At 40.3% G+C, this 12,460-nt stretch carries 8 protein-coding genes and 1 pseudogene; 4 read left to right on the forward strand and 5 right to left on the reverse strand.

What is annotated here, in order from left to right:
- Nucleotides 1–260: 260 nt before the first annotated feature.
- Nucleotides 261–1,310: a molybdopterin-dependent oxidoreductase gene (locus tag V7K69_RS02630; protein ID WP_335031164.1), complete on the forward strand. Its 1,050-nt coding sequence runs from the start codon at nucleotides 261–263 to the stop codon at nucleotides 1,308–1,310.
- Nucleotides 1,311–1,330: 20 nt separating this feature from the next.
- On the opposite strand, the gene V7K69_RS02635 is transcribed toward V7K69_RS02630, so the two are convergent.
- The 4 genes and pseudogenes from V7K69_RS02635 to V7K69_RS02650 form a co-directional block, all read right to left on the reverse strand.
- Nucleotides 1,331–2,080, reverse strand: coding sequence for a hypothetical protein (locus tag V7K69_RS02635; protein ID WP_335031166.1), 750 nt, complete (start codon nucleotides 2,078–2,080; stop codon nucleotides 1,331–1,333).
- 1,089 nt (nucleotides 2,081–3,169) lie between these two features.
- Nucleotides 3,170–5,893: a CHAT domain-containing protein gene (locus tag V7K69_RS02640; RefSeq protein WP_442936111.1), complete on the reverse strand. Its 2,724-nt coding sequence runs from the start codon at nucleotides 5,891–5,893 to the stop codon at nucleotides 3,170–3,172.
- A 262-nt stretch (nucleotides 5,894–6,155) separates the two neighbouring features.
- A complete protein-coding gene (locus V7K69_RS02645) occupies nucleotides 6,156–6,869 on the reverse strand; it encodes a hypothetical protein (protein WP_335031170.1) in 714 nt (237 codons plus the stop codon).
- Between the two features lie 1,086 nt (nucleotides 6,870–7,955).
- Nucleotides 7,956–8,177 (reverse strand): annotated as a pseudogene (locus V7K69_RS02650) (hypothetical protein); the annotation flags it as partial.
- A gap of 98 nt (nucleotides 8,178–8,275) precedes the next feature.
- Between V7K69_RS02650 and V7K69_RS02655 the strand changes: the two are divergent.
- Together V7K69_RS02655 and V7K69_RS02660 are read left to right on the forward strand one after the other, a co-directional pair.
- Nucleotides 8,276–8,902, forward strand: coding sequence for a DUF1802 family protein (locus V7K69_RS02655; protein ID WP_335031172.1), 627 nt, complete (start codon nucleotides 8,276–8,278; stop codon nucleotides 8,900–8,902).
- A 428-nt stretch (nucleotides 8,903–9,330) separates the two neighbouring features.
- Nucleotides 9,331–9,594 carry a hypothetical protein gene (locus tag V7K69_RS02660; protein WP_012409208.1) on the forward strand — a complete coding sequence of 88 codons (264 nt, stop codon included), beginning with the start codon at nucleotides 9,331–9,333 and terminating at the stop codon, nucleotides 9,592–9,594.
- 41 nt (nucleotides 9,595–9,635) lie between these two features.
- Here the strand turns inward: V7K69_RS02660 and ggt are convergent, their stop codons facing one another.
- Nucleotides 9,636–11,453 (reverse strand): gamma-glutamyltransferase, encoded by a 1,818-nt coding sequence (gene ggt, locus V7K69_RS02665; protein WP_335031174.1) that lies wholly within the window; start codon nucleotides 11,451–11,453, stop codon nucleotides 9,636–9,638.
- A 160-nt stretch (nucleotides 11,454–11,613) separates the two neighbouring features.
- Between ggt and V7K69_RS02670 the strand changes: the two genes are divergently transcribed.
- Entirely contained in the window at nucleotides 11,614–12,243 is a 630-nt protein-coding gene (locus tag V7K69_RS02670) for a Uma2 family endonuclease (RefSeq protein WP_335031176.1), read from the forward strand.
- Nucleotides 12,244–12,460: the final 217 nt, after the last annotated feature.

Consider the following 12,460-nt stretch of genomic DNA (forward strand, 5'->3'; position numbering starts at 1 on the left):
GGATAACCTGAGTTCAGTTTTCCCCAATTAACTCGAAGTATCACAATTCATGATGTAATTTTCTGAAGGTAAAAAATCGAGAAACCCAGTTGATTTTGCTCAACCAGGTATAGTTAAATACTGTTCATCTAGGGGTGATACCCTGTAGGTTCGCTTTTGTAATTCTTGCAGAGTAGCCGCTTTGTGTCTACTGCGTGTATTTTTGTACAAGTATTATTATCAAAAAATGTTTGAAAAATCGTTAATGGCAGGTTGCTAAAATGAATGAGTTCGATAAAACTTTAGAAGATCAGAGTATGAGCTATGTGGGAATGATTGCAAAGTTTCCACTGGGTGTTCACGATCTCAAGTCTTTTATTACTCCTGAAAACCATTTATTCGTTCTCAGCCATCTGGGAATCCCAGCCATTAACATTGAGAAATGGAAGTTGAAAATTTCGGGATTAGTAGAGCAAAATCTTGAGTTGTCATATCAGAATTTGCTGAGTCTGAAATATCGTGAATTAACAGTTTTCCACCAATGTTCAGGCAATCCGCTTCAACCCAAGGTTCCGACAAGACTCATTAGTAATGTTACATGGGGTGGAGTTTCCCTCAGAGCAATTCTTAATCAATTGCAAGTAAAACCTGAAGCTCGTTATGTCTGGTTTGTCGGAACTGATCGCGGTGTTTATGAGGGAGTTGCTAGCGATTCATATATAAAAGATATTCCGATCAAAAAAGCATTGGATAATGATGTGCTGCTGGCGTACAAGCTCAACGGTGAGTTTCTTTCAGCAGAGCGGGGTTTTCCGTTGCGGCTGGTGGTTCCAGGCTACTATGGCACGAATTTTGTCAAGTGGCTCTCACATATTTATGTCACAGATCAGCGATCGCCAGGGCCTTTTACAACAACTTTCTATAACGATCGAGTTGAAGGCGATGATGCGACTTTAAAACCCGTTTGGGAAGTTGCACCGGAGTCTGTAATTGTTCATCCTTCTCAAAATGAAGTATTATACCTGCAACCTCAAACACATTGGGGTTGGGCCTGGGCATCCAAGGGTATCCAGTCGGTGGATTTTAGTACAGATGGTGGTATCACCTGGCAAGCTGCTGAAGTTGAAGCACGGTTGCAATATGCTTGGCAACGATTCACGTTTCAATGGACTCCACCAACGCCAGGACAATATAGCTTAATGAGTCGAGCCACTGACTATGATGGAGCAATTCAACCAATTCAGCAAGAGCGCAATGCTATTTATACAGTAGCTGTCACTGTTAAAGAAACGACGATAAAAGAGTCAAAGCCTTTTATCGTCGCCGAATGAATGAAAATTGAGCAGATAGTTTAGGCAGATGCTAGCGATCGCTCTGGTTCGTACACTTTAGAAAAGGGTTCTTGATAAGAATGAGTCTTAATATAAACTAAAAACTCATTGATCAAATCTGTAAAATACACAAACGCCACATCAATTAATTCAAGTGCTTGTTGACGAATTTCTTCCGACACTTCAATTTCTCTCATTATTTGCAAAGAAGAGGGAGTATGAAGAGTGTGGGTATTTTCTATATGGTTATGACGCATACCAAAGTAACGGAACTCTGTTTGAGTCATTTCTTGCAGTTGCAAGGCCGCAGACATGGTTGAACGGAAAAAAACATTCGCCGTCACCTCAGATACCTCAATGGCAACCAATCTGATGATAGGATCTGCTCCCCGAGTATACCGCTCAAAGATAGGAAACATCGAACGGGAAACCTTGGTATGATCGCTCCAAAGGAATCGCACGGCATCACTAAACCGCATAGGATAGTCAATCCCCATCTTCTCCATGTCTTCTAGTAACCATTGCCAGTGAAAATGTTCTTCGTGCGTGTGCAGATTTACCATCTCTTGAATGTAATTAGTCGTTGGCTCATCTCTAAGAACTCTTTTGCATAACTCACTGAATTCCAGTGCCAGTGGAGCAATCACAGGTGCAAATGCCAGTCTCTGGCGTGGATCAATGGACTCGTCTTTCATATACTCAAAGAACGGCAACTTTGCATATTCCCGGTTCTTCTGCTCAATCAACTCAAGAATTGATTTCATTTTCATTTTCATATTCCTAACGATAGACAAATGGGTTTGTAACCGACTTGGTTATCCAGTCAGCCATAGCATCACTCAAGCAAAAGCCTGAGAGAGTGCTTATTGAGAAAGTCAGAAAGTTTGTTAGCTTAAGATGCTGCCACAGCGATTGTAATCGCTATCAAAATGAACAACTTACCTCATAAACTGTGGTAGAAAACGTTATGAGAACTCTCCTCACATTTCTGTAAAGAGCTAACAGTAACTCAAGCTAAACTATTTTTCGATGACGCAATAAAGTACATACAAATGTACTGTTACTGTTACCACCTTGGGTAAGATCGTAACTTTAAAGATTAGTCATTAAAAACCGTAAAATTACGACTTAAATAAATTATTTCTTTGAATTTTATTATTCAAAACTGCTGCAATGTCAGTAGTTAATTATCAGAGAATGCTTTTGTAGCTGGATTTATTGAAGTAAATATGAAAATTATTACTGCAAAGTTTTAAGTATAGAAATTTACTTCAAGTGTCTGTAAAAAAAAAGAATGTCAGTGATGATGTAATCACCAGTATAATTGTATGAAAAGTTTCACAATATAAATATATTTATGTGTTAAATCAGGTGATTTTAGAATCATAAATGTATCCGATGGTGTATTGCAACAGATAATTATTAAAATTTCCTTATTTTTGAGCTAATGTGATAGCTACTTGCAAAATTTGTAGTATTTTCCATACTTCATCAGATTTTGACAGAAGTCAGTAAATCATGTGCAAGTAATGTATCGGTAGCATTTTTCCAATACTGCTATTTACTTCTGTCACCACAAAAATTTGATTAGTGAATTGACTGATCATTTTTTAGATAGAGGAATCCGGTTTGATTACTGAAATCACTTGCGTAGGTAGGCAATAGGCAAAAGGATTTCAGAAGATTAAGTTGTACCGAATTTTTTTCAAAAATCAAATATGAGTCCTATATGATGCGATACTGATCGGGTTTTGCATTTTTAACTCGGAATTGGGCTTGGGGAATAAGGTTAAAGGGGAAAGGTTTTTTCTTTTCCCTTTTCCCCTTAACTGACAAGTATTGATGCCCAAGTGCCCAAATTACAACCAATTGCCAATCAACACATAAGCAGACCAAAAGCTTGGTGCTTTGTAGTTAGGGTGTTGCAACAGTTGTAGCTGGGCACGGTGGACAGCTTTGGCTTTGGTGATTTTTCCACTCTTGAGTTCCCGATAGAAGGCACTAACAAACATTGCCGTTGATTCATCATCAATCTGCCACAGTGAGGCGATGGTACTGCGTGCGCCAGCTCGGACAGCTGCTCCTGCAAGACCCAGTGCTGCACGGCTGTCTCCTGTTGCTGTCTGGCAAGCACTCAAAACGAGTAACTCTACTATAGTTTTACCCTGACTGCGAAAAAGAGTATCAAAATCTTTGACATTGATCTGACCATCGAAATCTAAAATAAAAGTGTCTTCAAGGCGGGAACTAAACTGACCGTGAGTTGCTAAATGCACTATGTTGAATGAAGCAGCATTAATTTCACCCTCTAAATTCTTTTTCTTAAAATCTCCATCTAGTAGGCTAGTTGTCGAGACTCCTGCTTTGGTAATGCCGTCAAATTCAGATTTGATCGCAAGCAACGGTGCAAACTTGGAAAAACCTGGTGGTGGCTGAGTCAGTCCTGCGGTTAGCGCTCTGAGCTGCTGTTTTACCAGTGGTTTTGGATCGAGGAGTTGCAAACCCACACTCAGAGCAATTGCATATTTCTCTACCAAGTATTGCTTACCATCATATAGAGCTGCCATTGGTAAATTGCGTAAGGGGCCATCTAGGACAAACACTAGGGTATCTACCCCACTGTTTTGCAATTTTGACTCAATGGGTTGAAGCAGCCAGTTGTAAACTTTATGCGCCTCGGTTTGGACGGCTTTGGTAGCGGTGGGATTGACAAGATTTTTTCGCAGTTCTAGTAACAATTTCTCTACTTCTGTATGAGAAATCTGAGTAGTATAGCTTTGCAGGGGTTGTTTGGGAATTTTGACAATTACCTGAAGTTCGTCAGGAAGAATAATTGGATAAAGGATGGCAGCCGTGGGATTATCTTTATCCACCATTTGATCGAGGGCTACTCTCTGTCCTTGTAGGCAAGCTTCTCGAAAGAAGTCGTCCAATTCTGCTAGTTGGAGTGCTTCAATGCGTTGGCGTGCTTTCTCCAATATTTTTTGATCTGGTTTTCCTTCTTGGGATTTTAGCAGTAACTCTACTGATTCTCTGTAGATGGGTTCTACGCTGTCCCGAAAGTTGAATTGTACATCCTGGTTAACTACGTCTTTATTGACTACTAAATCTTTGCGAAGGGACTGGAGAGTGTCCACAGCAGCATCATAGGCTGCGATCGCACCATTCATATCTTTTTCTGCCCGCAGTAATCTACCTAACTGCCACTCTAAGGTGTAGGTGATTTCTGGTGCATTGCTGCTCTGTGCTAAAGCTAATCCTTGCCGGGTAAGCTCTTGCGCGGATGATAACTGCCCGGTTTCTTCATACAAACCGCCTAAACTCTTTAGTGAGTATGCTTCTGCCCGCTTGTCTCCTAAACTGCGGGATTGTTCAATGGCTCTGGCAAGTAATACTGCTGAGTCTTTGGTGCTGAATCCTGAGTAGTAATGTTGACTAGATGCTTGCAATATACCACCCTTGACTTTTGCCAAACTTTGGGAAAAGTTAACATAAGCGTAAATGCTAGCACGGCTGGGAGGGAGTTGAGCGAGTTCGGATTCAATCAATGGTAAGAGGGTTTGAACCTTTGCCCATTGTTGATTTTGAATCAGTAGGCTCAGTTGATTGAGTTGGGCTTGGACTTTTATTAAAGGTGGGGGAGATGCTGCAACTGTTTTTTGATAATAGGCGATCGCTAGCAGGTTGTTTTTTTGTTTACGGGCATTATTCCCCAAGCTGAACAGGCTGGCTGCAATATCTGCACTTGATTGCAGATTTCGAGCAATTGTCAGACTTTCTTCTAGCGCCAGACGTGACTTTTCCAAATCGCCCACTACTAAAAGAGCATCACCGAGCGATCGCAAACTCACTGTCTTTTCTATCGAATCTGCTTGAGATTTTAACGTCTGACTTACCCGATCGAGTGTTTTGACAGCGCGGGGGTAAAATCCTTGGGTTCGCCACGCCTGTGCTTGATTGATTAGCGATCGCACCACACCACTTTGATTATCTGCTCGCCTGTAAATTTCTTCTGTCTGCTGCCAAGTTGCTAAAGCTGCCTCGGCTTGTCCCATTATCAGTTGGAGACGACCTTGAATATCCAGTGATTGGGCCAAGATTTGGAAATTTTGGTTTTTATCTTGTCCTTTGAGCAAGTTTAAGCTCTCTGTAATTGCCTGCTGTGCTTGACTCCATAAACCAAGTTGCTGATAAGCTAGCGAAAGATTACTCAGTGTCGCTGCCTGTCTGAGGCTTTCTTCTTGCTGCTTATATGTTTGGACAGCCTGTTGTAATACTTCTACTGCCTTGGCAAAGTTACCAGAATTGTATAAAACTTTTCCCTGTTCTAATAGCGAACCTGGGTCATTAACTACAGCCAGCGATGTCAAATTGTTAATCTGTAATTGAGATGAAGAATTAATTGAGCCAGGAACTTTTGCTAGCACGGGTGAACCCAAGATACATAGCAAAGCTATCAGAAAGTACAAAGGCAAACGTAAAAAGTGAGCCAGTGTGGTTTTATGCCAACGCCCTGGCTGCTTTTGTATTTTAACTTTTACAGAATTCGCGCCAAAAATCCTAGTTGTTTTAGTCATAACCATGACAGGAGGTAATTGATAACCAGGAACGCACAGGATTTACTGTAGTTTGGGCTACCACGGTAATGTTACCATTCACATCCATTATTCATGCCTGAGCTTCCACAATCTTATTTATCATGGCTTGGATAAGGTTTTACTATCTAAACTCTATTGTCACTGATTTCAGATAATTAGACATCTTCATAAATTAAATACACGTTATCCAGAATCCTTGTAGATAGGTATAAGCGTGGCGGGGCCCAGTTCAATGCAATAAACTTAATCACTTAAGAGCGGATGACTTAATTTCTTGCTCTACCTGATTACTAATAATCTCAGATCCCATAGCAGGTTTATCTAGGTTAACCCTAATAAAATTAGTTTTATCTTTTCCTGTAAATTTTTTATCATTATCTGAATCTTTGATAATTTTTATAAAAATTGCATTTTGACTTGGAACAACAACCCAATTGATGATTTGAGTATTGTTTGGGGTAATTTGCTGGAGATTCTTACCTGATAAATCAGAAAGATAACCAACAGTAGCATCTTCGCTGTTGAGCTTTGTATCAATGTTTGTGTCTTGTTCAAGAATTTTATAAAACCAAACTCTTGTAGGCGGCTTCTCTACCGCTTTTACCTCTAATAAATCAAAGGAGGCAATAATGGCTTTTTTATTTAATAAAATATGAGTTTCACCATCTTGCTTTGGATAAAAAATGATGTTAGACAATTGGTTATTTCTTTCATAAGAACGTGAAAGGCTTAAATCAGTTTTTTTATCTTCATTCTGCTCGGGAACAATAACGGGAATCATTATATAATCTGATTGTTCTTTAATAATTAAATCTCCATATACAAGATTCGGATCGGGTTTCGATTTATCTGTTGCTTGTGCCTGTTCTGCTTTTGTACTAATAGAAGACTTACAAGAAAAAGAAAGGAACGTGATAATAATAGCTGTAGTAATTTTATTTGAAAATTTATTATATTTCATCAATTTTTTTGAACACGATACATTGCCATTCTATTTTCTTCGCGGCTTGAAAATGACTTAGTTAATTTGAGTTTATATTCTACAAAACAAGCCCATGTTGTACCAATTTAATCTGAAGTTGTATATATATTGATCCCCCTAAATCCCCCTTAAAAAGGGGGACTTTGATAGATGTTTTTCCGCAGCGCGGTCTTGGGGGTTTCCCCCATGAGCGACTGGCGTGGGCTAGGGGGGATCTAATTCTATGCAGCTTCATAAAAAATTGGTATTAGTGGGATTGTTTATATATACAAAATAAATAAAGTAATCCAACCAAAAAATTTAACGTTTATTGGGCACATTAACTAGCTTTTGTTAAAAAGACTCTAGTTTTCTAACTAGCTTCTCAAGCGTCAATTCCGGCACCATCTGCCTTACCGAGAAAATTATATCACAATAAAATACCAAAAACCTGATCAAGGTTGACCAGGTTTTATCGAGTTCACAGATTTCAAATTGTTAAACTAATTAAGTAATTGAAGGTTAATAACTAGGGTGGACTAGAGAACTAACAAATTCAGCATTCTTGCGTTTTTCCGCTTTGGGATTCGGCTTTGCCTTTGCCTTTGACATTAGGCTTTTGCCACTTTTGTAATCTTGATATGCTGAAATTTGCTTGGGTTGATGACAGGGGACACTAAGTCATTTACCCTTTTGTTTTGGTTTTATTTTGTTTGGTGTCCTACTATTTAAGTTATCACTTCAGTTTCTAAGTTGCAACTCTTAGTTTACTAAAGTTGATGTTTTGTTAGATTTTGCAATCTAGCTCTAGAGATTTGATCCCTGACTATCTTTTTAAGATATTTGAGGGGATCTTCAAGAGTTTAGCATAGCTAATCAAACTGCATTGTCATCAATTGCAGATAATTTGACTGTCATCCAGACAATTACCGCAAATACGTCCAATTGCCTCAATTTTTACCAATCGGGCAGGATAAAGCTTAATTTGGGCGGCTAATACGCTGTCTAGTAAAACACGGCGGAAATAAACCGCTCATTTCAAATCAACGAAACCCTTATGCAGTATTCATTTTTAATTTTTAACTTTTAATTTTTAATTCCGCCTTGCGGTACTAGTGCTTGTTGAGGATAATGTGCGTTTGCAATAGTATTAATTTGGGCTTGGGCAATTAGCCACAGCAAAGCTAACTGAGCAGGGGTACAATTATAAATAAGGGCTATGGGACGTAATTTTTGTAGCGCTTGTTGAGCATGTTCAAAGTTTTCGCATTGAAACAGTTTATTTTTAGCACGATTATCTGCTGGGTTGCTAGCGATCGCTTTTTTATAACTGCTTTCTAATTCATTCCCTTGGACAGTTTCACACTTTATCGGTCTTAGCTTGAATTAAATCAGAGTTACAGTAGATGCTGATGGAATTGACTACAACTTTTCATGCTCTCAAAGAATGGGCAGTCGCCGTAAATGCCTTGGAAAGTGGCAAAACAATTATGTTGCTCCGCAAAGGGGGTATTCATGAACGAAATGGACATTTCCAAGTTGCCCATAAGCAAATTTTGCTTTACCCTACCTATGAACATCAACAAGCTTTCATGCTCAAACCTGAGTATGCTAATTGTGTTTATCCAGTAACATCAGGTTGGCATCCAGAAACAGTTCGCATCGGCAGTTGGGCTGAAATTACAGATATTTTGCCAGTTAGTGATGAATTTATTGTCAACGCCTTACTTCCGTTCCATATTTGGAACGAACATTTTATTAGCGATCGCCTTAAATGGAAACCACGCCAGCCCCTTTATATTCTCCTCCTGCGGACATATAAGCTAACCCAAGAGCAAGAAATTCCTTATTACCCTAAATACGGCGGTTGCAAATCATGGATTGATTTAGATCAATCAATTAACTTGCAAGAAACAACGCCAGCTTTGTCTGACTTTGCATACACCCAATTAGTACAGACAATTCGCGGCATTGTCGGCGATAAAATGGCTAGAAAGATTGATATGCTCAATCACAACTCGACCTTTTGCTAATTTACAGAGAAGGTCATGGTATTTGGAAAACTCGATCAAATTGGGCTTTGATCGCAAAAAAAGCTCGCCCACCAAATATTTAGAGTTTTTCTACAGCGATCGCACGCTGCACTATCCGCTAATCCCAGATCTCTCACGATACTGTAGGCAGGGGAGTGTGGGGAGTGTGCGGGGTCAGATTTCTTCCCCATCCTCCCACACCTCCCACACCTCCCACACTCCTTTTCCTAACCACGCTGAAAACAGTAGTTATTGTTACACACGATCGCAAAAAACGCGGATAACATTAGAAAAATCTCACCCTAATACATAAGGTGAGGCAAATCTGTTTATCTGCATATCCAAAAATAGCTCACAAGGGTGAGAAATATCTTGACAAAAGTCTGATATTATGCGTTAGTTGTTAGCTAAAAGCAAAGGAGTTTGCAATGCATCGACAAATGTGCTGGTTATCTAAGTCTGGTGGCGACGGCGAAAAAATCTTGTATTTGCAGACAGAACCCAATCAGCCTTGGCGGCCCTACACGGCTTTTGGACATTTCACAGTCCCAGATTATCAAATACCAGGTGGTTCTAAAGGTTGGGCAACTTATCAAAAACTTCTCAAAGCAGGTTGGACACTAGTACCTAGCGCACGCGCCAATGAGTTTGGCAGCAGTAGCTACGTAGAGTCAACAATCCAAAATCAATAGTTATTAGGTCATTTATTATTCGCGTCTTTGCAGTCCCTCACTCATAGACCTCTGGGGGAACCTTCACCACGAGGATCTGCCGCGCCTTCTAGAGTTCCATCAGATGTAACCGCGATCGCGTTACCATTACCCCAAGGAGTAGTTTCCTTTATTTTATGCCCCCGACGGCGTAATTCTTGCAAAGTCAGAGCATCTAAACCCCAGGATTCTAGACGCAACTCATCTGGAAGCCATTGATGATGTATGCGTGGAACAGAAACAGCTGCACCAACATCCATGTTGTATTCCAGCACATTTAGGATGACTTGCAAAACCTGAGTGATGATAGTGCTACCACCAGGCGCACCTGCTGCCATCCGAAAATGACCATTTTCTGTGACAATTGTGGGAGTCATACTGGATAAGGGAGTTTTGCGGGGTGCAATGCTGTTGGCATCATTACCAACTAAACCAAAGGCGTTAGGTACTCCTGGCGCAGCAGCAAAATCATCCATTTCATTGTTGAGGATAATTCCAGTTCCCGGTGTCACCACACCAGCACCAAAACTGAGGTTAATGGTGAAAGTTAGACTTACAGCGTTGTGTTCTTCATCCACAACCGTAAGATGGGTGGTTTCAGGAGATTCATACCGCGTCGCGTGCAGTTTAAGAGACTGATGAGATAAAGGAATGGTATTTTCTTCTAAACTGCGATTATTAGCTTGATTAAAACGTTGTAGTATTTTTCTATCTACTGGCTTGACCTTGGTCGAGGGTTTAGCCACTTGCATATTAATTTCTTGACGGCGTTGTTTGGCGTAAGCTGGACTGAGTAGTTCTTGTACAGGAACTTTGACAAAATCAGGATCGCCTAAATATTCTGAACGATCGGCGTAAGCAATTTTCATTGCCTCTACCATTAAGTGGATAGCGTCAGGATGATGCCATCCCAAAGATTTTAAATCAGTGTCACCAATAATATTTAAAATCTGCAATAGGTGAACGCCTCCCGATGATGGGGGTGGCATTGAGCAAACTTTAGCTTTGCGGAAATTGCCACAAATAGGATTCCGCCAGATTGGTTTGTAGGCTTTCAGGTCTTCTAGGGTAATTAAACCACCATTTTTTACCATATCAGAAGCGATCGCCCGAGCAATACTTCCGGTGTAAAAACTTTGGGGATTTTCGGCCACTGCTGTTAAAGTGCGTGCCAAATCATTCTGCACCAGTTTCTCCCCTGGTTGATAAAATTTGCCGTTGCGAGTGAAAATTTCTCGCCCTGTGGGATTATTGAGAATTGCTAGCTGGGGCTGGTTGAGCCTTTGGGTTAGCACATTGCCAAGAATAAAGCCATCTTTAGCAAGTGCGATCGCAGGTTTCATCACCTCTTGCCAAGAAAGTTTACCATAGCGACGATGCACTTCATAAAGTCCCGCCACCGTTCCTGGTGTCGCTACTGCCAAATAACCATTAATACTTGCATTCGGACGCACCTTTCCTTTTGCATCTAAATACATATTTTTTGTAGCTTTCAAGGGTGCGCGTTCCCGAAAATCTAGCGCTTTCATCTCGCCAGTTTTCTCAGAGTGCATCAGCAAAAATCCACCGCCGCCGATTCCGGCGGAAAAAGGCTCAACTACAGAGATTGCAAAAGTTGTGGCTACAGCTGCATCTACTGCATTACCCCCTTTGCGTAACATCAAAATTCCTGCTTCACTTGCTAGAGGATGCGCTGAAACCACCATTCCCTTTTTGCTGCGTAGGGGTATTAAGGCGGCTGATGCAATTTGGCTGTAAACAACGAGGCTGAAAGAAAAAATTGCGATGGCTACGCCCGCCGCAGGCATCGCAACTCGCTTGGGTTTAGTAACAGTAAGCATTTTTATGCCAATTATAATTTTATTCAATTTCCTAATTTTCCTTATCGGTTGTTTCTGATGATGCAAACAATCGAAAAAATGTTTACATAACTAATTAAAAATAACTTTTTAATGTATATTGTAATCGACTGGCTAACTTAAATTAGTGAAACAGCCAAAGATGGATACCGTAATTACACTAGAAAGAATCGAGTTACCACCTGGCGCGGTGTTGAAGCTTTTGGGAGATTGGAAAGACTATCAAGTATTGAGTCAGCAACTAGGCGATCGCTCTTCGCCTCGCATTAAATATCGACCTGGAGAGATTTTGCTAATGGCACCGCTACCAGAACATGGAAGAGATGCGAGTTTGTTGGCAGATATTGCTAAGGTTTTGCTGGATCATTTAAACCGCATATACGAGTCATTTACGCCCATTACCATGAGCTTGCCAGAAATTAGTGGTATTGAACCAGACTATTCCTTTTACATTGAAAATTGTAGAGCAGTAGTAGGTAAAAAAAGAATTGATTGGGAGTCAGATCCACCACCAGATTTAGCAATTGAAATAGACGTTACAAGTTACACCGATATTAATGATTACTTACCTTATCGGGTGCCAGAAGTTTGGATATTAAAGAGTAATCGCCTATTAATTTATAGATTGCAGGCAGAAAGTTATGTGCTTACAGAAAGCAGCTACTTTCCTAACGTCAGAGAAATTGTACAGCAATGTCTTCAAATGGCCAATGAGCAAACAACAAGTGAAGTCATTAGGTGGTTAAAGAACTTTTTGCATGGACAACAGTAGTACAATGTATAACGTAATTTTAAGAGTTTGTAGTAAGCACTTTAGTGCTTAGAGGATGTTTTAAAAATCCTCTTCTTGGTAGCAAAACGTTTTAGATCCCCCCAAATCCCCCTTTTTAAGGAGGACTTTGATTCCGGTTCCCCCCTTTTTTAAGCTATCCATTACCCGGATCTTTCTCAACAAAACATAAAAATACTTAAAGAAAGGCGAAAAGGTT

This window comes from Nostoc sp. (genome assembly GCF_036917775.1).
Taxonomy (GTDB): domain Bacteria; phylum Cyanobacteriota; class Cyanobacteriia; order Cyanobacteriales; family Nostocaceae; genus Nostoc.

Bases quoted from the DNA above. Each gene is read 5' to 3' on its own strand.
- V7K69_RS02640 (WP_442936111.1), bottom strand. From the start codon at position 5,893: ATGGTTATGACTAAAACAACTAGGATTTTTGGCGCGAATTCTGTAAAA.
- V7K69_RS02670 (WP_335031176.1), top strand. From the start codon at position 11,614: ATGGATACCGTAATTACACTAGAAAGAATCGAGTTACCACCTGGCGCG.
- V7K69_RS02645 (WP_335031170.1), bottom strand. From the start codon at position 6,869: ATGAAATATAATAAATTTTCAAATAAAATTACTACAGCTATTATTATC.
- V7K69_RS02635 (WP_335031166.1), bottom strand. From the start codon at position 2,080: ATGAAAATGAAATCAATTCTTGAGTTGATTGAGCAGAAGAACCGGGAA.
- V7K69_RS02655 (WP_335031172.1), top strand. From the start codon at position 8,276: ATGCTGATGGAATTGACTACAACTTTTCATGCTCTCAAAGAATGGGCA.
- V7K69_RS02660 (WP_012409208.1), top strand. From the start codon at position 9,331: ATGCATCGACAAATGTGCTGGTTATCTAAGTCTGGTGGCGACGGCGAA.
- V7K69_RS02630 (WP_335031164.1), top strand. From the start codon at position 261: ATGAATGAGTTCGATAAAACTTTAGAAGATCAGAGTATGAGCTATGTG.
- ggt (WP_335031174.1), bottom strand. From the start codon at position 11,453: ATGCTTACTGTTACTAAACCCAAGCGAGTTGCGATGCCTGCGGCGGGC.